The organism is Halomicroarcula saliterrae (assembly GCF_031624395.1).
Lineage (GTDB): Archaea > Halobacteriota > Halobacteria > Halobacteriales > Haloarculaceae > Haloarcula > Haloarcula saliterrae.
This window is the reverse complement of the sequence record NZ_JAMQON010000003.1, coordinates 402,033-424,933: the sequence shown is the minus strand read 5'-3', so window position 1 is coordinate 424,933 and position 22,901 is coordinate 402,033. Positions and strand designations below refer to the sequence as shown.

Genomic DNA, 22,901 nt, shown 5'->3' with positions numbered 1-22,901 from the left:
GTGATAAACTCTGTGTGGGAGTGAAACCCGCACACATCGCGGACGTCGCGGAGCTATATGTGGTGGCCGTTCGACAGCTACCTGTGAACCGGAATCGCGCCGTCACCGTGAGCCGGGACCTCGTCAGCGCCGTCCGGACCCAGCAGGTCTCCTTTCTCTCGGCCAGCATCGCCTACTACATGTTCGTCTCGCTGTTGCCGCTGCTGTTGCTTGGGCTCGCCGTCGCCACGTTCGTCGGGGGCGAGTCGTTCGCCGAGGAGGTGGTCGCCGCCCTCGGGACGGCGCTGACACCGCAGGCGGCGCGGCTGGTCGGGTCGGCGCTGACGAACGCGAGCGGTCGCGGCGGGGCGACCGCTGTCAGCCTCGCAGTGATGGTCTGGGGGTCGCTGAAGGTGTTCCGCGGCGTCGACACCGCGTTCTCGCGCATCTACGACACCCACGAGTCAGGGGGGTTCCTCGACAGCGTCGTCGACGCGGTGGCGGCGCTGGCCGGCATCGGCCTCGCGCTGGTGGGCTTTGCCGCCGTCGGTACGCTCGGCGCCGTCTTCGGCGTGGACGTGGCGCTCTCGGGACTGGCGCTGGTCCCGATATTCGTCGTGGCCTTTCTCCCGCTGTACTATCTGTTCCCCGACACGCAGATGACAGCCCGCGAGGCCCTCCCGGGGACGCTGTTTGCCGCCGTCGGCTGGACGGCGCTCGCGACCCTGTTCGGCCTCTATGCCTCCGTCGCCGGCGGGTTCCAGCTGTACGGCGTCATCGGCGGCGTCCTCCTGCTCGTGACGTGGTTCTACTTCGCCGGCCAGCTCCTGCTCGTGGGCGCCGTCCTCAACGCCGTGTTGACCGGCGGCACGGACCGGCAATTACAACACGAGTCCCTTCGAGGGTCCAACAAAGCGATGAGCGAGGAAGCCGACAGCGAGACACCGCCGCCGGACGGTGTCGACGACCTGACCGACGAGGAGCTCGAAAAGCTACGCGAGGAGTTCGAGGAGTTCCGCGACGACGTGGAGGACCGAACGCTCCACCGCGACGACGTCGAGAGCGACCTCAAGCAGTACGTCCGTCGACGGATGCGTCGGGGTCACGCCCGCGGCTGGGGCCCCTACGTCGTCCTGCTGTACGGGACGATAATGACGCTCGGCGCGTTCTACTACTTGCGGGGGCTGTGGGCCGTACTGGCGATGCTCGTGATCTGGCTCTCGACGCTGGGACTGTACGTCGTGATGGTCGTGGTCGGCGTCGGCCTGCAAGTCACGGGTCTGCCCGGCCGAGCGCTCGATAGGGTGCGCGACTGGCGTGGATGAACCGCGGCGTCGGCCTCACCGAGCTCCTCGCGGAGCTGCCGACCGCGGTCGCCGTCTGTTTCGCCGTCGTCACGCAGCTCGGGGACTTCTGGTTCGTCTCCACACTGAGCGTGCTGGCCTACTGGTTCGGGACTGTAACGCCGCGTCTGGGCGACGGACTGAGCCGGAAGCGGGGCGCAACGGTGCTCGCTCTGCTCGCCAGCGCCGCCGCGGTCTCCGTCTCCCTGAAAGTCCTCTTCGCGTTCCCGCGGCCGCCGAGCGCGGGGATGGTGGCCGCCGCGTCCGGCCTCCCGTGGCCCGTCGGGGCGTTCTACGAGTCGGTCGTCACCGGCCGGGGGTACGGGTTCCCGAGCGGCCACGCCACGACGACGGTCCTCGTCTGGGGCGGGCTCGCGTGGGCGTTGCAGGTCGGCACCCGGCGACAGCGCTACGCGGTCGCGGGAGGGGTCGCCGCGGTCGTCTCGCTGTCCCGGCTCGTCCTGGGCGTCCACTATCTCGTCGACGTCGTCGCCGGTTCGGCCATCGCGGTGACGGTACTGTGGTTCGCCCTGACGAAGCTCCGGACGCCGGCGCGAGTGTTCGCGTTCGTGACCGTCGTGGCCGCCGTCGGCGTCGTCGCCGGGGCGCTGACCCGTGACACCGCCGCCGCGCTCGGGCTGGGCGTCGGCGGGCTGGTCGTCTGGACGGCGCTGGACGAGGTCCCGGCACCGACCCGGCGGGGCGCGGCGGTCACGGCCGGGCTGGGCGGGCCGATGCTCGCTGCGCTCACCGTCGGTGTCCTGGCACTGGAGCCGCCGGACCCGGTTATCGGCCTGCTCACGGCCGTCGGGATGGGAGCGGTGCTGTCGCTGCCGCTGGTCGGTGAGCGCGTCGCGAAAAAAAGCCTGCGTGAGACCGCTTAGAACGTCTCGAGGTACTGGTCGAGCTCCCACTGGGAGACGTCGACGAGGTACTCCTTGTGCTCCTGTCGCTTCGCCTCGACGAAGTTCTCGTAGACGTGCTCGCCCAGCGCGCTGCTGACGACTTCGTCCTGTTCGAGCTCGTCGATGGCCTCGCCGAGGTTCTCGGGCAGCGTGGTGATGCCGTACTCCTCGCGTTTCTCCTCGTCGAACTCGTAGATGTTCTCGCGGACCGGGTCGTCGCATTCGAGGTCGCGCTCGATGCCGTCCAGCCCGGCGTGGATGAGCGCCGCGAAGGCGAGATACGGGTTACAGGACGGGTCGGGGAAGCGGGCCTCGATACGCGAGGCGGCCGGGGTGCGGGCGGCCGGCTTGCGGATGAGCGCCGAGCGGTTCCGGTCGGACCAGGCGACGTAGACGGGTGCCTCGTAGCCGGGGACCAGGCGCTTGTAGGAGTTCACGGTCGGGTTGGTGACGGCCGCGATGGCGGGTGCGTGGTCGAGGATTCCCGCGATGAAGCTCTGTGCGGTGTCCGAGAGGTTGAACTGACCGTCCTCGTCGTGGAACGCGTTCTCGCCGTCCTGGAACAGCGAGATGTGCGTGTGCATGCCCGAGCCGTTGATGCGCGGGATGGGTTTCGGCATGAACGTCGCGTGCAGGTCGTGTTCGGCCGCGATGGCGCGAACGACGGACCGGAAGGTGGCGACGTTGTCGGCCGTGGTCAGGGCGTCGTCGTACGTGAAGTTGATCTCGTGTTGGCCCTGGGCGACCTCGTGGTGGGACGCTTCGATGTTGAAGTCCATGTCCTCGAGGCCGTAGATGATGTCACGGCGGACGTCGGAGGCGAGGTCCTTCGGCGCGAGGTCGAAGTAGCCGCCGGCGTCGTTGGTCTTGGTCGTCGCGCGGCCGTCCTCGTCTTCCTCGAACAGGAAGAACTCCGGCTCGGGGGCGGCGTTGACGTCGTAGCCCATGTCCTCGGCGCGGTCGATGGCGTCCTTGAGGACCCCGCGGGGGTCGCCCGAGAACGGCTCGCCGGTCGACGTGTCGATGACGTCACAGATGAGTCGAGCGCTGGACCCACCCTCGACGTTCTCTCGCCACGGCAGGACGGCGAAGGTCGACGGGTCCGGGTCCAGACGCATGTCGGACTCCTGGATGCGGACGAAGCCGTTGATGGAGGAGCCGTCGAAGTAGATGCCCTCCGTGAATGCTTTCTCGGCCTGGTCGGCCGTGATCGAGACGTTCTTGATTGTACCGAGGATGTCCGTAAACTGAAGGCGCAGGAAGTCGACGTTCTGCTCATCGATTTCGTCGAGTACCTCCTCGGCCTCAGCGGAAAGTTCGCTTGTCATGCTTGGACATCGGGTAGGACCACTGCTACTACTAAAACCCTGCCGTTTTACGCAAGGATTTCGGCCTCCTCGGCCGCATTTGGACATTCGTAAAATTCTAATCCCCCGCTACCGTGAGTGGATGTAATGACGTACGAAAATCTCGACCGCAAGTTAGTGAATGCCCTTTTGGGGGATGGCCGCGCGAGCCTCCGTAGCCTCGGTGAAGACCTCGACGTGTCCGTCACCACCGTCTCGAATCACCTCTCCGACCTCGAGGACGAGGGCATCATCAACGGCTACACCCCGAAAGTCGACTACGACGCGCTCGGCTACGACGTGACCGCCATCATCCAGCTCAAGGTGGAGGGGTCGTCGCTCCCCGAGGTCACGGACAGCCTCCAGAGCCACAAGCAGATGATATCGGTATACGAGGTCACGGGCGACTACGACATCATCGCCGTCGGCAAGTTCACCGACACCGACGGGATGAACGCCCAGATCAAGGAGCTGCTCACCGACCCGGAGATCAAGGAGTCCAACACGTCCGTGGTGCTCAACACCGCCAGCGAGCACGAGCAGTTCGACCTCGACCTTCGGTAGCTGCCCGAGTGTCGGGGCGGGGGCCGCGTCGAACCAACGGGTTCTTGACTGACCAGTCAGTTAGTGCCGGTAATGAGCGATGGCGACGCCGCCGAAGAGATCATGTGTGCGACCCACCGCGCGCTGTGTGCCCACGGCTACGCGGACCTGACGATGCAGGACATCGCCGACGAATCGACCAAGAGCAAGGCCGCGCTCCACTACCACTACGACAGCAAACACGACCTGCTGTGTGCGTTCCTGGAGTTCCTCTACGACCGCTTCGTCGAGCGGACGGCCGACATCGAGGCGGCCGACCCCCACGCGGAGCTGCTGGCACTGGTCGACGTCGTCCTCCAGAAGCCCGAGAGCGAACCCGAGGGGTTCGAGACGGCGGTGCTTGAGATACGAGCGCAGGCGCCCTACGAGCCCGGTTTCCGTGAGCGCCTGAGCCGGTTCGAGGAGTATCTGGTCGCGGAGTTCACCGAGGTGCTGGAGGCCGGCATCGAGGACGGCACGTTCGCGGCGGACGTCGAGCCGGCCGACACCGCGCGCTTTCTGGTCACCGTGTTGACCGGGGCCTCGACCGAGCGGGTCACGGTCGGCCGCTCCGTCGAGTGTACCCAGCGGATGTTGCGGTCGTACATCGAGCGACACCTGCTGGCCGAGCAGCGGGAGGGTATCGAAGCGTGACCGCGCGCCGCCGGGTCCGCGCCCTCGCCCAGCGGCTGGGCGGGCTGTTCAAGGGGAAGGACGAACTGGAGCTGACGAGCGGTCCCATCGGGAAGCCGCTGCTGTTCCTCTCCTTTCCCATCGTCATCACGAACCTGCTGCAGGTAGCGTACAACCTCGCCGACACCTTCTGGCTCGGCCAGTACAGCACGACCGCGCTCGCGGCTATCTCGTTTGCCTTCCCGATGATATTCCTGCTCATCTCCCTCGGGATGGGGCTGTCCGTCGCCGGGAGCGTCCTCGTCGCCCAGCACACCGGGGCCGAAGAGCCGGACAGAGCCGAGTACGCGGCCTCCCAGACGCTCACGTTCGCCGTTATCGCGTCGGTGCTGCTGGGGACGGCCGGCTTCTTCTTCGTCGAGGACTTCCTCAGCGTGCTGGGGGCCTCCGACCAGGTGCTCCCGGGCGCGACCGGCTACCTGCAGGTCGTCTCGCTGGGACTGACGACGATGTTCGGCTTCTTCGTGTTCATCTCGCTGATGCGGGGCGCCGGTGACACCGTCACGCCGATGCTCGTGATGCTGGGGACCGTCGTGTTGAACATCGTCATCGACCCGTTCCTCATCTTCGGCTGGTGGCTGTTCCCGGAACTGGGCGTGGTCGGGGCCGCCGTCGCCACCGTCTTCTCGCGGGGGCTGGCCTTCGCCGTCGGCATCGCCATCATGCTGCGTGGCGACCACGGCATCCAGATCAACCCGCAGGATATGGTCCCCGATTTCACCTACCTGAAGAAGCTGCTCGCCATCGGCGTCCCCGCCTCCATCGAGGGGACCGGCCGCGCGCTGTCGGTCAACGCGATGCTCTTTATCGTCGGCACGTTCTCCGTGACGGTCGTGGCCGCCTTCGGCGTCGGCATCCGCGTGTTCTCGCTCGTCTTCATGCCCGCCATCGCGATGGACCGCGGGGTCGAGACGATGACCGGCCAGAACCTCGGGGCCGAACGCCCCGAGCGGGCGGCCGAGGCCAACCACTTCGCGGCGAAGGTGTCGTTCCTGCTGTTGTCGGCGCTGGGCGTCGTCACCATCTTCGCCGCGCCGACCGTCGTGAGCGTCTTCAGCAACGACCCCGAGGTCGTCCGCATCGGCGCCGAGTTCCTCCAGTGGGTCGCGCCGACCTTCGGCTTCATCGGCATCGTCCGGGCCTACTCGGGCGGCTTCCGCGGCGCGGGCAAGACGCTCACGTCGGCGGCACTCGCCGTCACGATGCTCGGCGTCGTCCGCCTGCCGGTGGCGTGGGTCGCCTCCCGCGCCGTCCCGGCGCCGGCGTGGCTCGCCTCGGTGCCGCTGCCGTCGTGGCTCGGCGGCCCCCTCGCGACGCCGTCGTGGGTCGTCGGCCCCGTCACCGACGTCCTCGCGTTCTCGCTCGCCGAACAGGGCATCTGGCTCTCCTTTGGCGTCTCGAACGTCATCGCAGCGGTCATCGCCGTCGCCTGGTTCACGCGGGGCAGCTGGCGCGAGGCCGACCCGCGTGGCGGCCCCGAGGCGGCCGTCGCCGACGACTAGACGAGCAGCCCCGCTTCCAGCGCCGCGACGAGCGCCGTCACGGTGAGGGCGCTCACGACCGTCGTGACGAAGACGGTCGCACTGGTGAACTCACCGGGCGCGAGCCCCTCGCCCGCGGCGCTGAACGCGCCGACGAGGATGATAGTCGTCACGCCGGTCGGCGTCGCCAACAGCAGGACGACGGCCCGCGCGACCGTCGGATTCCCGAATCCGACCAGCAGCACAGCACCGCTGGCGACGACCGGTGCGAGCAGCAGCCGGAGCCCGCTGGCCACGCCGACCGGGCGGAGCGTCCCCGCCACGTCGACGCCGGCCAGCTGGATACCGAGGATGAGCAACATCACCGGAATCGAGGCGTTGCCCACCAGTTCGAGCGTCTGCATCAACGTCGAGTCGGCCGGCGGGACGACCCCGGCGTAGCGCGCCACCAGCGCGACGGCGACGGCGTACACCAGCGGCACGCCGAACACCCGTTTCATGTCCGTGAGCGGGTCGTTCTCGCCGCCCCTGGCCGCGATGTAGATACCGACCGTATACAGCATGACGGCCTGCAGAGCGGTGACGAGGACGGCGACGCTCCGACCCGTGGGCCCGAAGACGAAGTCCGCGAGCGGGATGCCGTAGTTGCCAGTGTTCGGGAAGACGGTGACGAGGACGAACGCGCCCAGCATCGGCTCGGTCTGACCCGTCAGCCGGCCGATTCCCTCGCCGACGGCGAGCATCACGACGGTAAAGAGGGAAACGGCGCCCACGATGCCGAGGATGGTCCCGCCGGTCAGCTGTGAGGTCGCCAGACTGTGGACCACGAGCGCCGGCGCGAGCACGTACACCGTGACGGTGTTCAGCGCGTCCGCCTCGACGTCCTCGAACCGACCCAGCGCGTAGCCGACGGCCGCGACTGCGACGATGGGGAGGATGGCGGTCGCGAAGATGCCAAGCAGCGACACTGGTGGGCGTCACGCGGCGACGGACAGAACAGTTTCGACTCGGGCGCGGGCGGTCTCCGCCGCTCTGCCCGGCTGGTGTTTTTATGTTCGACAGCGACGAACGGCGGAACATGACAGTCGAAGAACTCGAACCGTTCGGGATGCGGCGGATGGACGACGACGACATCGAGCGGACGCTCGAACGGGAGAGCGTCGGCGTGCTCGGCGTTCCGACCGAGGGCGCACCCATGCTCCGGCCGCTGAGTTACTGGTTCGACGGCGAGGACGCCCTCTATTTCGTCTACGTTCTCGGGGGCGAGAGCGAGAAGCGGACGCTGACGGACCGGGCCGACGCCGCGCAGTTCCTCGTCTACAGCGTCGACGCCCCGTTCAACTGGCGTAGCGTCCTGCTGACGGGGAGTGTCGAGGCGGTCTCCGCGGCCGAACGGGCGGCCCTCGAAGAGCGGCTGGACATCTCCTGGCGCCCCGACCTGTTCGAGCGGGCGGCGGAGTCGGAGACGACCGCCATCTATCGGTTCGGTATCGACGACAGAGCCGGTATCAAGCAACTCGAACTGCCGCCCGAACTCAGAGACCCCGATTCGGCGGGCCGCATGGAGTAGGCGGGTCGCGTCCGACTGCACCGCTCGGCCGCTGCCGCGCCGCGGGTCACCCCTGCAGAACGAGCACGACGCCGGCGACGAGCACCGCGACCGCAGCGCCCAGCCGCAGAGTGACCTGCTCGTCGCGCCGGGCCGCGACCACCGAGCCGAGCAGGACGAGCAGCGGGCTCGCGCCCAGCACCGGGGCCACGACAGAGACGGGTGCGCGAGCCAGCGCGGCCAGATACGCCACCAGATACACCGTGTTCGCGACGCCGGTGGCGACTGTCAGCCGGGTCGGCCGCGACGGCCGGTACCCCCGGCCGCGGAGCCGCCGCCAGAGGAGGTAGCCGCCGAAGCCGCCCGCGGCCGCGAGGACGCGGACCGTCACGCCGACGAGCGGCGGCGTCCCCTCGGCGAACCCGACCTTGGTGAAGACGGGGTCGACGCCGAGCAACAGCGCGGCCAGCAGGGGAAAGGCGACGTCGACCCACACCTGCCGCCCCGAGGCGGTCACCCCGCTGGCGCGCGCGTCACCCGACACGGCGGCCGCTCCCGCCACCAGCAGCCCCACGCCGACGGCGAGCGTCGCGGTCAACGGCTCGCCCAGCACCAGAACGGCCGAGCCAACGGCGACCAGCGGGAACGTCGACTTCAGCGGCTCCGCCCGGCTCGCCCCTAACCGGTGGATGCCGACGAACAGCGCGGCCCGCGCCAGCAGCGACCCCAGTACCCCAGCGACTGCGAAGGCGCCGACCGCCGTGGGTGTGAGGCCGAAGGTCGGGTAGTACAGGGCGACCGTCGCCGGGACGAGCACGAGCACGTTGACGGCGAACACGACGGCGACGAGGTCGGTGATAGACCGCGACTTCGCTGCCTGTCGGACCGCGATGCTCTGGCCCGCCAACCCGACGGTCGCGAGCACTGCGAGTCCGATGCCGAGTGGGTCGACAGCCATCTGTCCGGTTCGTGGCAGGTGCGTGTCGGGCTTGAGCCTGCTGCTTACCAACAATATGGTCGAGCGCCGGGCCGACGAAGCGAGGCAGGCCTCCTGTTGTGGCCGCCCGGTCGATGACCGACGAAACCGCGCGGGAGCCCATATTGGCATTACAGTTCAAGTATTTGAACAGCTCTTGACTCGTCGCTCTCCCTCGACAGGTGAAGCGGTCAGGGACCGTCGGCCCCGCCGCTCGTCCACCCGGACACCCCGCCGGCCCACGCGACGTAGACGACCATGTAACAGACGGCCGCCAGCAACCCACCACTGCCGAAATCCGAGAGCAGCGCGTCGGGGAACCACGCGAACCGGGACAGCAGGGCGAAGCCGGCGACGAACAGAACGATGGCTGCGCCGCGAGTGAAGCCGTCGAGGCCACGGAACCACTGCCCGATTCGGGCCCCGAGTGTGCTCTGTGACGCCGGGCCCAGCGCGACGGCGAACACCGCGAAGCCGGCCCACAGCGCCGGCCAGGAGACGACGTCGCCGCGGAGCACCTTCTCGGCGACGGTGCCGGTCACCAGCAGCGTGATACCCACCTCCAGCCACGTCGGCGGTCGGTCGGGGAAATACGTGCCTGCGTCGAAGACCGCTCTCATCGTTACTTACTCCTCACCGAGCGTGTCGCGCTTTCCCGTGTACTCCGAGTAGGACGGCCGAACCCTGGGGTCGACGCCACCCAGCGCGAGCGAGACGAGCGTGACCAGAACGAAGGCGGCGACGACGAACCACCCCGGCAGGACGCCCAGGTCCGAGAGACTGCTCGCGCCCTCGGTGGCGACGCGAGGTGGTGTGTGGAACACCAGCGCGTAGAACAGCGCCCACCACCCGACGTTGGCCGCCGGGGCGTCGAAGATGGGGCGTCGGCCACTCGCCGAGTCGCGCTCGACGGCGTACTGCGCGTGTCCCAGGACGAGGCCCCCGACCACCGTGGCAACGAGCGCGACGACCCACTTCGTGGGCTCCGCGAAGATACTCGTCTCCGCCACCGCTACCGCCAGTGCTCCCCCGACAAAGCCGGCGATTTCGACGACACTGTGTCGTTGGAGCCACATACTCGTCAATCGACTGTCGTTACTGATAGGTTTTGTGATGGGGGCTGGAAGGCACCCAACGCGGTCGCGACGAAGCGACCGCTCACCGGTGAAACGCGAAGAGAGAAGTCAGTTAGCGAGCGGTGCGGACTGCGGTAGGGCAGGTGTCCGCGGCCGAGGCCGCGATTTTTCGCCACGCTCGGTAGAGCGAAGCTCTACCGCAGCCCATCAGAAATCTTCGATTTCTGAGGACGTTTTTGCCGTGGAGGCGTGTCGAGCACCGTGGCGCTCGACCGCCGGAACGTGCAAAAAGCGGTCTAAGCCTCGCGGGTCACTACGTTCCCCGCTTGGCTGTTCGGAGACTCGCTTCGCTCGTCTCCTACATCATGCCGCCCATGCCGCCGCCCATGCCGCCCATGCCGCCGCCGGGCATGCCGCCTGCGCCGCCGGGTCCGCCGGGTCCGCCTTCCTCCTCGTCGTCGTCGCCGGAGCCACCTTTGAGGTCGCCCGCGGCGATGACGTCGTCGATGCGCAGGATCATCACGGCCGCCTCGGTGGCGGACTCGATGGCCTGGGTCTTGACTCGAAGCGGCTCGACGACGCCGTCTTCCTCCATGTCGACGACCTCGCCGGAGTAGGCGTCGAGGCCGAAGGTCTGGTTGCCGCTGTCGTGCTTGCTGCGGAGGTCCACGAGGGAGTCGATGGGGTCGTGGCCCGCGTTCTCGGCGAGCGTGCGTGGGATGACGTCGATGGCGTCGGCGAAGGCCTCGACGGCGAGCTGTTCGCGCCCACCGACGGAGTCGGCGTAGTCACGCAGGCCCAGCGCGAGCTGGGTCTCGGGGGCACCGCCGCCGGGGAGGACCTTGCCGTCCTCCAGCGTGGCGGCGACGACGCCGAGCGAGTCCTCGATAGCGCGCTCGACTTCGTCGACGACGTGTTCGGTGCCGCCGCGGAGAATCATCGTGACCGCGCGGGCGTCTTCGACGTCCTCGACGAAGATGCGCTCGTCACCGGCGATGTCTTTCTGGGCGACGGAGCCGGCGAAGCCGAGGTCGTCGGCCTCGATGTCGGCGATGTTCGAGACGATGCGGGCGCCGGTCGAGCGCGACAGGGCCTCGATGTCGGACTTCTTGGCGCGTCGGACGGCCAGAATGCCCTCCTGTGCGAGGTAGTGCTGGGCCATGTCGTCGATGCCCTTCTGGCAGATGACGACGTCGGCGCCGGTCGCGGCGATCTGGTCGACGTACTCCTTGAGCTGTTTCTCTTCCTGGTCGAGGAACTCCTGGAGCTGGTCGGGGTCCGTCACCGAAACTTCGGTGTCGAGTTCGGTCTCGGGGACCTCGATGGCCGTATCGAGGAGGGCGATGTCGGCGTCCTCGACGGCGAAGGGCATGTTGTCGTGGACGCGCTCCTTGTCGATGATGACGCCCTCGACGAGCTCGGACTCGTCGGTGGCGCCGCCGACCACGGTCTCGATCTGGATGTTGTCGGTGTCGACGGTGCCGTCGTCGTCGGCGACGGACTGGACCGCGCGAACGACGAGCTCGCCCAGCAGGTCCTTCGAGGACTCGGCGCCCTTGCCGGTCATCGCGGTGCCGGCGACCTTCTCGAGAGTCTCGGTGTCGTCGGCGTCGACGTCGATGGCGTTCTCCTCGAGGATCTCCTTTGCCTTCTCGGCGGCCTGTCGGTACCCCTGTGCGAGAATCGTGGCGTGGATGTCCTGGTCGAGGAGTTCCTCGGCCTTCGACAGCAGTTCACCGGCGATGACGACGGCCGTCGTCGTGCCGTCCCCGACCTCGTCCTCCTGGGTCTGGGCGACTTCGACGATCATGTTGGCCGCCGGGTGCTCGATGTCCATCTCGTCTAGGATGGTGACGCCGTCGTTCGTGACGACGACGGACCCGGAGTTGTCGACGAGCATCTTGTCCATGCCCTTCGGACCCAGTGTCGTCCGAACGGCCTCGGCGACGGCTGTGCCCGCCGTGATGTTCATCGACTGGGCGTCCTTCCCAGAGGTGCGCTGGGACTCCTCGGAAAGTACGATCATGGGCTGATTGCCCATCTGCTGTTGAGCCATAGTCACACGATGATTGAAAGTGATTCTATATAAAACTTGTGGTGGCGGGCGAATCACCGCGACACTGCGGCGCCGCTGTCCGGTGTGATACCGTTTGTCGCATCCTATTTATATACCGGCTACTGGGTCGTCAGTAGCCCATCCCGAACCGGCGGTGTCGCAGGTCGGGCGTCACCTGAATTCGGTCGATATCCTGCCCGGTCCGGTACCAGACGAACGCGGCGCGAGTGAAGAGCTCGCGACACTCGATGCGGACCTCGCGGGGGTTCCCGTCGGTCCGTTCGTGGATGTCCTCGATCGCTTCGCGGGTGAAGAGGTCCGGCGACTCCCCGCGGTACTGCTGGCCCCGGAAGTACGCCAGCGAGCGGGCGACGTACTCGGCGATGTCGTCCGGTGAGAAGGGGTCGATGTTCTCGTAGTATCGCAGGCGCGAGTCGAGGGTCCCGCGGATCTCGGCGACGCGGCGCTTGCCGTCCGGGGTGCCGGTGAGGAACAGTCGGACGCCGGCGTCGCCGGCCACCTGCAGCGGGGAGAGGAGGTCGGCGGTCAACACCTCTATCTCGTCGACGACCAGCAGCAGCGTCTTCCCGTCGGCACGCACCCGCCTGAGGACCTCGTGGACCGCCTTTTTCGCCTCCGCCGTCGCCCACGGAATGCCGTTGCGGACCTGCGAGTAGTGGCCCGGCTTGATCGAGTAGCCGGCCCCGTAGGCCGCCTCCAGCACCGTCTGATACATCGACCGGGCCGTCGTCTCGCGGGGGTTGTCCAGGTGCGTGACGACGAAGTCGTCGTGTTTCGAGAGGTCCCGCAGAACGATTTCGCGGAACGCGGATTTCCCGGTTCCGTAGGGGCTGACGAGCCCGATATGCTGGTCCTGTAACAGCCACGAGGTGACCTGATTCAGCATCTCCGTGTCGTGGCGGACGTACAGCGGCTCCGGCATGTGGTCGAGCCCCGCTTCCTCGGTGAAGGGGAGGTCCGTCACGTCGTCGGCCTCGCCGCCCAGCCCCTCGCCGAAGGCCAGCAGCCGCCCCTCGACCTCGTCGAGCTGGTCCAGCAGGATGCCCTCGTCCGCCGTCGAGCGGTCGCCCTCGTCGGCGCGGAGCTCTTCCAGCCGGTCCATCACTTCGGTGACGGTCTGGCCGCTCTCCGTCTCGGTGGTCCCGCCCGGACCGTCAGTGTCGTTCGCCACAGTTGTCCGTCGAAGTTGTTGACCGCTCTACGGGTTATATGTTACGCCCAGATACTGAAAAAACGCAGCAGGCGCCGAAGTGTCGGTTACGCGGCTACTTCGGTCGCCGGTCACCCCGTGAACTGGTGGTACTCCAGCCCCTTGTGTTTCATCTCGTTGTGCTTGCGTTCGAGGAACGAGTACACCGAGCCGTGGGGCGCCCCGTCGAGCAGCATCTCGGCGGCCTCACGCACCGCGTCGACCTGTTCCGGGCCGCCGATGATACCGAGCGTCGAGCCGTAGATGACGACGGCCGCGCCGGTCAGCTCCTGCATCAGTTCGCGCGTCCGGCCGCCTTCGCCGATGAGCCGACCCTTCTGTCGGCGGAGGTCGTTCTTGTTCCGGGCCGCGGCCTCGATGTCGATCATCTCGAACATCATCATGTCGTCGTCGAGCAGCGCCATCGCGTCGTCGGGCTTGAACCCGCGGCCGATGGCTTTCACGATGTCCGGGCCCTTCAGCGCCGTGACGGGGTCGCCGACGGACTCGACCTTGACGGTCCCGTCCTCGGAATCGATATCCAGACGCACCTCCGCGCGGGACTCTATCTCCCGCATCGTCTCACCGCCCTCGCCGATCAGCACGCCGATCCGGTCCTGCGGAATCTTCACGTGTTTCATAATATAGTTCCGGGTACGGGGTTCTGCCTGTTTAAGACTTCGGCGCTAGCATCGGCTGTGGGTGGGTGTGTCTGGGTGGGCGTCACCGGAACAAAAGCGGCCGTGAGCCGCTCAGCGGACGGGATGCAAGACAGCCAGAAAGCCCCGGTCAGTTGCACTTCCGCGACTCGCTGTTCGCTCGGTCCAGTGCTTGCATCGTCGGGGTTCGTGCAACTGACCGCCCTTTCAGTCCCGCCCGGTCGGCTGGCTCACGGGGCGGGACTGAAAGGGGCCGGACGCTCGGCGAGCGAGACGAAGCAAGCACTGCAGGAACGAGTGACGAAGCGCGCAGCGAGTCGCAGCCGTCGAGCGTCCGGGGGCTTTCTGGCCGTCAAGGACTGTCGTCTTCGGAGTAGTGGCGACGGGAGCAGAGCCCACATCAATCGTCGCTCGCACCAACAGCCGATTTCCTCGCCACGTCCCGCCACTTCCCGGTCCAGAACCGCCCCGTATTCACCGCCGCCTTCAGGTAGAAATCGCCGACCAGCGCGGCGAAGATTGCCGGCAGTCCCAGTCCCAGCCCCGGCGAGATGGCGACGCCCACCAGCGGGACGGTGACGACGAAGCCGGCGGGCAGTGCGAGCATCGCGACGGGGAGCCGGAAGCAGTAGCCGCCCAGAATCGTCCCGTAGAGCGGCCAGCGGGTGTCACCGGCACCTCGAAGGCTGCCCCGCATCGTCCGGGAGATCGAAAAGCCCGCCACGAGCAGGCCGAAGACGCGGACGAACTGGGCGGCGAGAGCGGGGTACTCGGTGCCAAAGAGGGAGACGATGGGGCGAGCGAAGACGACGAGGACGGCGGCGACGGCGAGCTGGACGGCCAGTGCGACCCGCAGCGTCTGCCAGCCGTAGTCCGACGCCGACTCCTCGTCGCCCGACCCGAGATGCTGGCCGACGAGCGTCGAGGCGGCCGTCGCGTACCCCCACGCGGGCATGAGCGCGAGCAACATGACGCGTCGGCCGATGGCGTAGGCCGCGAGCGTCGGCGTCCCGAGCACGCCCAGGATGAAGAGGAAGGGGAACCGGGCGAACGTCTGGAGGAGCCGCATCCCCGACAGCGGGAGCGCGACGCGGACGATTTCCCGGAGCAACGAGAGGTCGACCTGCGGCCCGCGGACGGGCAGCTGGACCGCGTAGCGACCGGAGGCGAGCAGCCCGAGGAAGATGGTCGCCGCGAGCGTGTTGGCGACGGCGGTACCCCACGCCGCGCCGGCGATGCCGAGTTCCGGGAACGGGCCGGGGCCGAAGATGAGGACGGCGTTGAGCGCGATGTTCGTCGGGAGCGTGAGCAGCCGGACGTACATCGGCGTGCGGGTGTCGGCGCTGCCGGCCAGCGCCCGCGAAGCGACCATGCTCCAGAACCGCGGGGCCATCGACAGCATCACGATGGAGAGGTAGGTCGCGCCGTAGTCGACGGTCGTCGGGTCGCCCGAGAGGACGCCGACGAGCGCCTCCGGGTAGAGCCACGAGACCAGCGTCAGGGGCGCCGAAATCAGGAGCGCCAGCCACAGCGACTGCTTGACCGCCAGGTCCGCACGGTCGGGCCGGTCGCTACCCTGGAGTCTGGAGACGACGCTAATCGTGCCCGAAGAGACCGCAAGCGAGAGCCCGAAGCCGACGAAGTAGTACTGAAAGCCCAGTTCCAGGCCGGCGATGGCGGCGTCGCCCAGCGCGATGCCGACCATGAGGAAGTCGGCCAGCCGCAACAGGATGCGGAGGCCGCCGGTGACCATCACCGGCGCGGCCAGGTCGGTCGCCTCCGTGGCCTTCGCTCTGTCGACCAGTCCGAACCGGGACAGGAGGGCGGGAACCGCCGTGACGAGGCGACGGAGGGCACGCCGGACCATGGCGAATTCTTGGTCCGGACGCCCCTGTCAGTTTCGACCGGACGGCGGCCCGGCCGACGACTCGAACCCCCGTCGGTGCGACACCGGTGACGAATCACCGGTCCAGCGGCGTCGACGGGCAGGCGAAGCTGTGACCGCTCGGTCGTCATACTGTTGGCTGTAACTTCGTGAAGATATTCGCCACCCCGGGGTGGCGAAATCGTTCACGTGATTACAGCCGACAGTATCAGTAGCCTTCCCAGATGAGCGAGGTGACGATGTGTACGGTGCTTTCACGGTCCTCTGCGTCTCGGTCTTCGAGTTCGCCGATGAGGTGTTTGTCGTCCATAACGGCGGCCGTAAGTAGTGTCGCTCAATCGAAAAGAATGGGTGTAGTAGCGTCACTTGCCAACTAGATTAATTTTTTATATCAGTTAAATTTGCATATAGTAGATACATTTTACATGTTAAAGATGCTGATTTTATACCTGTCGGAAAGGATTATTTCCTCGCCGTTCGACACGACGTCGTATGACAGTCATGCTACTCGGGCGTGACCGGGGCCACGAGTTCGACCTGCTTCGGGACGCCGTCAGGGACCACGGCGAGTCAGTGGTGACCGTCGACGTCGACGAGTGGCCGAGCGACCGACCACTGACACACGACATCGAGGCCGACAGGGTCAGGTTCGGTGACCGGGCGTTCGACATCGACGAGATACAGGGGGTGTACGTCAAGGCCAACTCCCTGTTCGTTCCGGCTATCGAGGACGGTATCGACGGCTGTGTCAGCGAGGACGAGAACCCGTTCGCGGCGCTGACACAGCTCCGGGAGTACCGTGGGCTGTGCAAAGGGCTGCTCGCGTCGCTGGAACACCACGGGGTGACGGTGGTGCCGACCCACGACGCCCTGGAGTGGGAAGAGCGGACCACGTACGCCTGTGACGTGTACGGGTCACTCGGTATCGACGTCCCGGAGACGGTCGCCACGGTCAGTTCCGAGACGGCCAGGTCGTTCCTGGAGCGACACGGGAGGGTCGTCTACAAGGCCATCGGCGGCGTCGGCGGGGCACACGTCATGACGACCGACGAGGCCGACCGGCTCGACGACCTGACGACGCCGGTGCTGTTCCAGGCGTTCGTCCCCGGCGAGGACGTGCGAGCCTACGTGACCGACGACACGGTGGTCGGCGCGTTCAAGTACACCCACGACGAGGCGGCCTTTACGTTCAAGAACGCCCCCGGCGGGGAGATAGGTGCCGACGCGGTCGACCTCCCGGTCCCGGTTCGCCGGGACGTGCGTCGGGCGGTCGAGGCCGCCCCGATGGCCCACTCGGCGGTGGACCTCCGCCGCCGGCCGGACGGCTCGTACGCGCTCATGGAAACCAACCCCGGCGGCCGGTTCATGCTCCCCGACTCGGCGGGCATCACCGACGTCGCCGACGAACTGGCCGCGTATCTCGTCTCGTGAGTATGGAGCGAGAGGTCGAACACGACGACACCGCGTACGGGTTCGTCTGGGGCACCGTGGACGGGACGTACTTTCTCCGGGAGCCCGACGGCGGGTTCCGGACCGTCAACCGGGCCGTCGTGGACCTGCTGACGGCGGTCGCGCGCGGGTCGGTGCCGCTCCCGAAGTTGCGGGAACAGGCCGACGGAGGCACGGTAGTCGTCGAGACGGCCGGGACCACGGCAGAGGAGGCGCTTGCGCTGGTGGAGTCGTACATCGAGTCGGGCGTGTTCCGGGAGGGCGACCCCGTCGTCAGGCTCGTGCCGCCGGCCGGGGTCCGGCTCTGGCCCCGAGTAGGGCTGTTCGTCTGCCTCGTGGCGGTCGTCGCTGTCGGTGTCGCCCACGTCCTCCCGAGCCTGTCCTCAGCGTTCCTCGCAGGGCTCACCGTCGTCGACGTCGTGGCGGCGGTCGGTCTCGCCGCGGCGTACGTCGCGGTCCACGAACTCGGTCACTACGCGGTCAGTGCGCACCACTTCGACCCGTCGATACGGGTCGACCTCGTCAACGGCGTCCTCCCGGCAGTGGTCACCGACACGACCGGCGCCTGGATGCTTCCCCGGAGCCGCCGGGTGTGGGTCAACCTCGCCGGGCCGCTACTGGAGCTTGTGGCCGCGCTCCCGCTCGTCGCGCTGGCGTTTCTCGACCCCGGCTCGCGGCTCGTCACGCTCGTCTTGCTCACCGTGGCGGGACACGTGGTGTTCGCGCTGAACCCCCTCATCCACGGTGACGGGTACTGGATCGTCTGTGACTGGCTGGGGCTGGAGAACGTCCGTACCGACGGCATCGAGGACCTGCGAAACCGACGGCTCTCCTGGCGAGCGGCGTACGTCACCGTCTCGTATGCCTTCGGCGTGGGACTGCTCGTGAACCTCGTGTGGGTCCTGACAGCAGTGTCGGGGCTGCTCGTGGTCGTCCCGGTGGTCGGGCTCGGCGCCGTGTTCGCGCTCGCCCGAAGCGACATCGAGGTCCAGCCGTGGTGACTCACGGAATCAGCTGTTCGCCGTCGTCGTCGTACACTGTGATGGCCTCGACCGGACAGGCCCGCGCGGCGAACTTCGCGTCGAACTCCGCGTCCTCGGGGACCTCGCGGACGAAGATGTCGTCCTCGGTCTCCTCGCCGTCGACGAGCACGGCTTTGCCGGCGTCCTCGTCGCGTTCGAACCCGTCCCACTCCGCGACACACTGGAACATCCCGATGCAGGTGTCCCGGTCGTATTCGATTTGCATACGCGAGTTTCGCCGGTGACGGACAAAGGCGTTGTCCTCACGGGAGTCGTTGTAGCGGTTTCCCTGCGCGGCGACACCGGGCGGGCGCGACCCCGAAACGAGCTACGACCGCCCCTATCAGTCGTCGAGACGGTCGAGGGCGGCGACGACTGAGCGGCCCAGAATTTCGAGCAGGTCCCGGTCGGTCGGCGCGAAGCCCCGAGAGCCGGTCGAGCCGACCCAGAGGAGCCCGTGGTCGGCGAGCGGAAACAGGAAAGCTGTCGCGACACCGGGCGTGAGCCGGTCCTCGCGGCCGGCGTAGCCGTCGACGACCCGCGGCGTGCCTGTGCGATACGTGGCCATCTCGACGCTGTCTTCTGGGAGACCCCGGCTGTCGATGGGGAACGCGTCGCCGTCGGTTCCCCCGGTCGCGAGTTCGAGGAGTTCCCCCTCGACGTCCTCGAAGACGCCGACGAGCGGGTCCGAAAGCAGTGTGACGGCGGCGTCGACGGCGGTCTCGCCCACGGCAGTCCGCGAGCCGGCTCCCGAGAGGTCGCCCAGCACATCGTTGAGCGCGCCGAGCTGGCGTTCGCGACGGCGCTGGTCGGTGAGGTCGCGGACGACCACTTGCACCGCCGTCTGCCCGTCGTAGACCACCGGTGTCCCGCGGCTCTCGACCTCGCGTATTTCGCCGTCGTCGCGCAGCAGCCGCCAAGCGATCCAGTCGGACTCGCCCCGGTCGTAGAGCACCTGGCGCATCCGCTCGCGGACGGCGTCGCGGTCGTCGGGGTGGACGTACGACATCGCCTCGGTGCCGTGGGCCTGTGACTGGGTCGCGAAGCCGAACAGCCGGACCATGGTGTCGTTGACGTACACGATGTCCTCCCCGTAGTGGACGAGAATGGCGTGAGGGGAGGCATCGACCAGCGTTCGGTAGCGGCCCTCGGACTCCTCGCGGGCCCGCTCGGAGCGGCGGCGGGCGACGGCGTTCTCGACCCGGTTGGCCAGCACGTCGTACTGGTCGCTGGTCGTCCGCTTCTGGAGGTAGTCAGTGACGCCGGCGCTGATGGCCTCGCTCGCTATCTCCTCGCTCCCCCGGCCGGTGTAGAGAATGAAGGGCAGCGACGGCTCCCGGTCGTTGACCGCCCGCAGGAGCTCCAGGCCATCCATCCCGGGCATCTCGTAGTCGCTGACGACGCAGTCGACGGCCGTTCGGTCGAGGAACTCCAGGGCCGTCGGGCCGTCGGTGACGAACCGGACGTCGAAGGCGTCGCGGCGGTCCTCGAGGTGGAGCGCGGTCACCTCCGCGAGGTCGGGCTGGTCGTCGACGAGCAGAATCCGGGCCGAATCGGTGGCACCGTCGACGGTGGTTCCCATACTCTCGCGATGGCAACCAGCCATAAAAACGGTTCGGGGGAACGCATCACGACAGTTTAAATCGAAGCGGGACCCAACGACGGGGTAATGGACGTTGCGGACCTGCCGGGAGTCCCCGACTGGCTCCCCGGTCATCTACGCGCCGAGGGCATCGAGGAACTGTACCCCCCACAGGCCGAGGCCGTCGAATCCGGGGTGACCGAGGGCGGCAACATCGTCGCCGCCATTCCGACGGCGAGCGGGAAGACGCTCGTCGCCGAGCTAGCGATGCTGTCGGCCGTCGCTCGCGGCGGAAAAGCCCTCTACATCGTCCCGCTCCGGGCGCTGGCCAGCGAGAAGCAAGCCGAGTTCGAGCAGTTCGAGCAGTACGGGCTCTCCGTGGGCGTCTCGACGGGCAACTACGAGTCCGACGGCGGCTGGCTCGGCGACAAGGACATCGTCGTCGCCACCAGCGAGAAGGTCGATTCCCTCGTGCGAAACGACGCGCCGTGGCTGGAGGACCTGACCTGCGTCGTCAGCGACGAGGTCCATCTGGTCGACGACGGCCAGCGCGGCCCGACGCTGGAAGTCACGCTCGCCAAGCTCCGGCGGCTCAACCCCGACCTGCAGACGGTGGCCCTCTCCGCGACAATCGGCAACGCCGAAGAGCTGGCCGAGTGGCTCGACGCCGAGCTCGTGGATTCGGACTGGCGCCCCATCGAGCTCCAGAAGGGGGTCCACTACGGGCAGGCGCTTCACCTCGAAGACGGGAGCCAGCAGCGGCTGGCGGTCCAGAACAGCGAGAAACCCACCGCCGCCGTCGTCCGCGACACGCTGCAGGACGACCACGGCGAGGACGGCGAGGTAACCGAAGAAGGCGGCTCGACGCTCGTCTTCGTCAACTCCCGGCGCAACGCCGAGGCCGCAGCCGGCCGGCTGGCGAGCACGGTCCGGCCCCACCTGAGCGGCGACGAGAAGGGCCAGCTCGAAGGAATCGCCGCCGACATCCGGGACGTGAGCGACACCGAGACCAGCGACGACCTCGCCGACGCCGTCGCGGACGGCGCCGCGTTCCACCACGCCGGACTGGCGCGGGGCCACCGGGAACTGGTCGAGCAGGCGTTTCAGGACCGGCTCGTCAAAGTGGTGTGTGCGACGCCGACGCTCGCGGCCGGGGTCAACACGCCCTCTCGCCGGGTCGTCGTCCGGGACTGGCGCCGCTACGACGGGAGCGCGGGCGGGATGGCCCCCCTCTCAGTGCTGGAAGTGCACCAGATGATGGGCCGGGCCGGCCGACCGGGACTGGACCCCTACGGCGAGGCCGTCCTCGTGGCCAGCAGCCACGACGAACTCGACGAGCTGTTCGAGCGGTACGTCTGGGCAGACCCCGAGCCGGTGCGGTCGAAACTCGCCGCCGAACCGGCACTCAGGACCCACATCCTCGCGACCGTCTCCTCGGGCTTCGCTCGCTCCCGGACGGAACTCCTCGAATTCCTCGAACAGACGCTCTACGCCAGCCAGACCGACCAAGGCGGTCGGTTAGAGCGCGTCGTCGACGACGTGTTGACGTATCTGGAGCGGAACGGCTTCCTCGAAGTGAATGCAGGGGAGCTCGACGCCACGTCGCTGGGCCACACCGTCTCCAGACTCTATCTGGACCCGATGAGCGCCGCCGAAATCGTCGACGGGCTGGAGTACTGGGCGCGCCACGCGGGCGAGCCGGAGGCGAGCGACGAGCCCGTGGACGCGACGGCCGACGGCGCGTTCAGCACGGCGAGCGAACTCGCCGAGGAGACCGAGGCCGACCCCGAGGACATCTCGGCGCTCGGGCTCTACCACCTCGTCTCGCGCACGCCGGACATGTACCAGCTCTACCTCCGGTCGGGCGACCGCGAGGAGTACGAGATGGAGCTGTACGAACGCGAGGCGGAACTGCTTGGGCCGACGCCTTCGGAGTTCGAGGACGAGCGCTTCGAGGACTGGCTCTCGGCGCTCAAGACCGCCCGGCTGCTCGAAGACTGGGCCAGCGAGGTCGACGAGGAGACCATCACGGAGCGCTACGGCGTCGGTCCGGGCGACATCCGCGGGAAAGTCGAGACGGCCCAGTGGCTGCTGGGGGCCGCCGAGTCGCTGGCCGGCGAGGTCGACTCGGACGCCGCCCGCGCCATCAGTCAGGCCCGCATCCGCGTCGAACACGGCGTCCGGGAGGAACTGGTCGACCTCGCCGGCGTTCGGGGGGTCGGCCGAAAGCGCGCCCGCCGGCTGTTCGAGGCCGGTATCGGCGACCGCGCAGAGCTGCGCGACGCCGCGAAACCGGTCGTGCTGGCGGCGCTGCGAGGCCGGCGGAAGACCGCCGAGAACGTGCTGGAAAACGCCGGCCACCGGAACCCCTCGATGGAGGGCGTCGAACCGGACCCCGACGTCGAGGTCCACGAGGAGTCACCGCGGGACGGCGAGGAAGAGGACGACGACGAGACGAGCGACGACCAGTCCAGCCTGGGGGACTTCTGATGGAGGTCGTCGAAGGCGTCGCGGACATCACGGACGTCGGCGAGTTCGTCACGCGACTCGACGCCATCGGCGAGGCCCACGGCGTGACGATTCAGGCCTTCGACGCTCGCTGCGTCGTCGACCGGGCCCACCTCGAACGGGCGGTCGACCTGGCGGAGCGCGCCCGCGAGCGCGGCGACACCATCGCCGACGACTTCGGCGTCGAGATACTGCTGTACGCCGCCGGACGGCGCCAGATAAACCGCGCGCTGGCGATGGGCGTCGGCGAAGGGGAGTGCCCGGTGGTCGCGGTCGTCGTGGGGGAGAGCGAAGACACCGAGACGGCCGCGGCGGAACTGCGCGACCGATTCGCCCCCGCCGATACCCTCGGCGAGTACGACGCCGACCGCGTGAGGGACTTCTTCGACGTGACCGACACCGAACTCGCGGCTACCGAGGGGACGCTTGCCGACGCCGTCCGCGAGCGGGTGGCGTTGCTCGTCGTCGAGAAGTAGCGAGGAATCGAACGAAGTGAGATTCCTCGATAGACGCGAACGGGGAGCGAAGCGACCCGTGAGTCCCGGTCCCGAACGACGCCGTTTTGTCAACGCCGTGCTATCGACACACATGGTCGGACAG

General features: G+C 67.9%; 21 protein-coding genes. 10 read left to right on the top strand and 11 right to left on the bottom strand.

Annotated features, from left to right (window positions below):
* The first annotated feature begins 83 nt into the window (after nt 1-83).
* Together NDI56_RS13375 and NDI56_RS13370 are read left to right on the top strand one after the other, a co-directional pair.
* Nucleotides 84-1,304, top strand: coding sequence for a YihY/virulence factor BrkB family protein (locus NDI56_RS13375; RefSeq protein ID WP_310920040.1), 1,221 nt, complete (start codon nt 84-86; stop codon nt 1,302-1,304).
* Nucleotides 1,301-2,206: a phosphatase PAP2 family protein gene (locus tag NDI56_RS13370; protein WP_310920039.1), complete on the top strand. Its 906-nt coding sequence runs from the start codon at nt 1,301-1,303 to the stop codon at nt 2,204-2,206. The genes NDI56_RS13375 and NDI56_RS13370 overlap by 4 nt, the downstream gene beginning before the upstream one ends.
* Here the strand turns inward: NDI56_RS13370 and glnA are convergent.
* Entirely contained in the window at nt 2,203-3,555 is a 1,353-nt protein-coding gene (gene glnA / locus NDI56_RS13365; protein WP_310920038.1) for a type I glutamate--ammonia ligase, read from the bottom strand. The two genes, NDI56_RS13370 and glnA, sit on opposite strands and share 4 nt — an antisense overlap.
* A 126-nt stretch (nt 3,556-3,681) precedes the next feature.
* Here glnA and lrp point away from each other — a divergent pair, with 126 nt between their 5' ends.
* The 3 genes from lrp (at nt 3,682) to NDI56_RS13350 (ending at nt 6,350) form a co-directional block, all read left to right on the top strand.
* A complete protein-coding gene (gene lrp, locus NDI56_RS13360; RefSeq protein ID WP_310920037.1) occupies nt 3,682-4,137 on the top strand; it encodes an HTH-type transcriptional regulator Lrp in 456 nt (151 codons plus the stop codon).
* 72 nt (nt 4,138-4,209) lie between these two features.
* Nucleotides 4,210-4,809, top strand: a complete 600-nt coding sequence (locus tag NDI56_RS13355) for a TetR/AcrR family transcriptional regulator (protein WP_310920036.1) — start codon at nt 4,210-4,212, stop codon at nt 4,807-4,809.
* On the top strand, nt 4,806-6,350 hold the full coding sequence (locus NDI56_RS13350; RefSeq protein ID WP_310920035.1) for an MATE family efflux transporter: 1,545 nt from the start codon (nt 4,806-4,808) through the stop codon (nt 6,348-6,350). The genes NDI56_RS13355 and NDI56_RS13350 overlap by 4 nt, the downstream gene beginning before the upstream one ends.
* Here NDI56_RS13350 and NDI56_RS13345 read toward each other — a convergent pair.
* A complete protein-coding gene (locus tag NDI56_RS13345) occupies nt 6,347-7,297 on the bottom strand; it encodes an AEC family transporter (RefSeq protein ID WP_310920034.1) in 951 nt (316 codons plus the stop codon). The genes NDI56_RS13350 and NDI56_RS13345 overlap by 4 nt on opposite strands.
* Nucleotides 7,298-7,407: 110 nt before the next feature.
* On the opposite strand from NDI56_RS13345, the gene NDI56_RS13340 reads away from it, so the two are divergent.
* On the top strand, nt 7,408-7,899 hold the full coding sequence (locus NDI56_RS13340) for a pyridoxamine 5'-phosphate oxidase family protein (protein ID WP_310920033.1): 492 nt from the start codon (nt 7,408-7,410) through the stop codon (nt 7,897-7,899).
* Between the two features lie 46 nt (nt 7,900-7,945).
* Here NDI56_RS13340 and NDI56_RS13335 read toward each other — a convergent pair whose 3' ends face one another.
* From NDI56_RS13335 to NDI56_RS13305, 7 genes are all read right to left on the bottom strand, one after another.
* Entirely contained in the window at nt 7,946-8,836 is an 891-nt protein-coding gene (locus NDI56_RS13335; RefSeq protein ID WP_310920032.1) for an EamA family transporter, read from the bottom strand.
* 209 nt (nt 8,837-9,045) lie between these two features.
* On the bottom strand, nt 9,046-9,474 hold the full coding sequence (locus NDI56_RS13330; RefSeq protein WP_310920031.1) for a hypothetical protein: 429 nt from the start codon (nt 9,472-9,474) through the stop codon (nt 9,046-9,048).
* A 6-nt stretch (nt 9,475-9,480) separates the two neighbouring features.
* Complete coding sequence (locus NDI56_RS13325; protein ID WP_310920030.1) at nt 9,481-9,930, bottom strand: hypothetical protein; 450 nt, start codon at nt 9,928-9,930, stop codon at nt 9,481-9,483.
* 358 nt (nt 9,931-10,288) lie between these two features.
* Entirely contained in the window at nt 10,289-11,971 is a 1,683-nt protein-coding gene (thsA, locus tag NDI56_RS13320) for a thermosome subunit alpha (protein ID WP_310920137.1), read from the bottom strand.
* Nucleotides 11,972-12,116: 145 nt separating this feature from the next.
* The gene (locus NDI56_RS13315; protein WP_310920136.1) at nt 12,117-13,109 is read right to left on the bottom strand and encodes an ATP-binding protein; all 993 of its coding nucleotides are present in this window, start codon (nt 13,107-13,109) and stop codon (nt 12,117-12,119) included.
* A gap of 179 nt (nt 13,110-13,288) precedes the next feature.
* Entirely contained in the window at nt 13,289-13,837 is a 549-nt protein-coding gene (locus tag NDI56_RS13310) for a KH domain-containing protein (RefSeq protein WP_310920029.1), read from the bottom strand.
* 418 nt (nt 13,838-14,255) lie between these two features.
* Nucleotides 14,256-15,722, bottom strand: a complete 1,467-nt coding sequence (locus NDI56_RS13305; protein ID WP_310920028.1) for an MATE family efflux transporter — start codon at nt 15,720-15,722, stop codon at nt 14,256-14,258.
* A gap of 510 nt (nt 15,723-16,232) precedes the next feature.
* Between NDI56_RS13305 and NDI56_RS13300 the strand changes: the two genes are divergently transcribed.
* Together NDI56_RS13300 and NDI56_RS13295 are read left to right on the top strand one after the other, a co-directional pair.
* Nucleotides 16,233-17,171: an ATP-grasp domain-containing protein gene (locus NDI56_RS13300; protein ID WP_310920027.1), complete on the top strand. Its 939-nt coding sequence runs from the start codon at nt 16,233-16,235 to the stop codon at nt 17,169-17,171.
* Between the two features lie 2 nt (nt 17,172-17,173).
* Nucleotides 17,174-18,190: a hypothetical protein gene (locus NDI56_RS13295; RefSeq protein WP_310920026.1), complete on the top strand. Its 1,017-nt coding sequence runs from the start codon at nt 17,174-17,176 to the stop codon at nt 18,188-18,190.
* Nucleotide 18,191: 1 nt separating this feature from the next.
* On the opposite strand, the gene NDI56_RS13290 is transcribed toward NDI56_RS13295, so the two are convergent.
* Nucleotides 18,192-18,437: a ferredoxin gene (locus NDI56_RS13290; protein WP_310920025.1), complete on the bottom strand. Its 246-nt coding sequence runs from the start codon at nt 18,435-18,437 to the stop codon at nt 18,192-18,194.
* A gap of 117 nt (nt 18,438-18,554) precedes the next feature.
* Nucleotides 18,555-19,793 carry a response regulator gene (locus NDI56_RS13285; RefSeq protein WP_310920024.1) on the bottom strand — a complete coding sequence of 413 codons (1,239 nt, stop codon included), beginning with the start codon at nt 19,791-19,793 and terminating at the stop codon, nt 18,555-18,557.
* An 87-nt stretch (nt 19,794-19,880) separates the two neighbouring features.
* Between NDI56_RS13285 and NDI56_RS13280 the strand changes: the two genes are divergently transcribed.
* Complete coding sequence (locus tag NDI56_RS13280) at nt 19,881-22,283, top strand: ATP-dependent DNA helicase (RefSeq protein WP_310920023.1); 2,403 nt, start codon at nt 19,881-19,883, stop codon at nt 22,281-22,283.
* Nucleotides 22,283-22,777 carry a KEOPS complex subunit Cgi121 gene (cgi121, locus tag NDI56_RS13275; protein WP_310920022.1) on the top strand — a complete coding sequence of 165 codons (495 nt, stop codon included), beginning with the start codon at nt 22,283-22,285 and terminating at the stop codon, nt 22,775-22,777. Before NDI56_RS13280 ends, cgi121 begins: the two co-directional genes overlap by 1 nt.
* Nucleotides 22,778-22,901: the final 124 nt, after the last annotated feature.

Coding starts and splice junctions, on each gene's coding strand:
- NDI56_RS13335 (WP_310920032.1), bottom strand. CDS start 8,836: ATGGCTGTCGACCCACTCGGCATCGGACTCGCAGTGCTCGCGACCGTC.
- lrp (WP_310920037.1), top strand. CDS start 3,682: ATGACGTACGAAAATCTCGACCGCAAGTTAGTGAATGCCCTTTTGGGG.
- NDI56_RS13330 (WP_310920031.1), bottom strand. CDS start 9,474: ATGAGAGCGGTCTTCGACGCAGGCACGTATTTCCCCGACCGACCGCCG.
- NDI56_RS13315 (WP_310920136.1), bottom strand. CDS start 13,109: ATGGACCGGCTGGAAGAGCTCCGCGCCGACGAGGGCGACCGCTCGACG.
- NDI56_RS13300 (WP_310920027.1), top strand. CDS start 16,233: ATGACAGTCATGCTACTCGGGCGTGACCGGGGCCACGAGTTCGACCTG.
- glnA (WP_310920038.1), bottom strand. CDS start 3,555: ATGACAAGCGAACTTTCCGCTGAGGCCGAGGAGGTACTCGACGAAATC.
- NDI56_RS13325 (WP_310920030.1), bottom strand. CDS start 9,930: ATGTGGCTCCAACGACACAGTGTCGTCGAAATCGCCGGCTTTGTCGGG.
- NDI56_RS13285 (WP_310920024.1), bottom strand. CDS start 19,793: ATGGGAACCACCGTCGACGGTGCCACCGATTCGGCCCGGATTCTGCTC.
- NDI56_RS13295 (WP_310920026.1), top strand. CDS start 17,174: ATGGAGCGAGAGGTCGAACACGACGACACCGCGTACGGGTTCGTCTGG.
- NDI56_RS13310 (WP_310920029.1), bottom strand. CDS start 13,837: ATGAAACACGTGAAGATTCCGCAGGACCGGATCGGCGTGCTGATCGGC.
- NDI56_RS13290 (WP_310920025.1), bottom strand. CDS start 18,437: ATGCAAATCGAATACGACCGGGACACCTGCATCGGGATGTTCCAGTGT.
- NDI56_RS13280 (WP_310920023.1), top strand. CDS start 19,881: ATGGACGTTGCGGACCTGCCGGGAGTCCCCGACTGGCTCCCCGGTCAT.
- NDI56_RS13370 (WP_310920039.1), top strand. CDS start 1,301: ATGAACCGCGGCGTCGGCCTCACCGAGCTCCTCGCGGAGCTGCCGACC.
- NDI56_RS13305 (WP_310920028.1), bottom strand. CDS start 15,722: ATGGTCCGGCGTGCCCTCCGTCGCCTCGTCACGGCGGTTCCCGCCCTC.
- thsA (WP_310920137.1), bottom strand. CDS start 11,971: ATGGGCAATCAGCCCATGATCGTACTTTCCGAGGAGTCCCAGCGCACC.
- NDI56_RS13355 (WP_310920036.1), top strand. CDS start 4,210: ATGAGCGATGGCGACGCCGCCGAAGAGATCATGTGTGCGACCCACCGC.
- NDI56_RS13340 (WP_310920033.1), top strand. CDS start 7,408: ATGACAGTCGAAGAACTCGAACCGTTCGGGATGCGGCGGATGGACGAC.
- cgi121 (WP_310920022.1), top strand. CDS start 22,283: ATGGAGGTCGTCGAAGGCGTCGCGGACATCACGGACGTCGGCGAGTTC.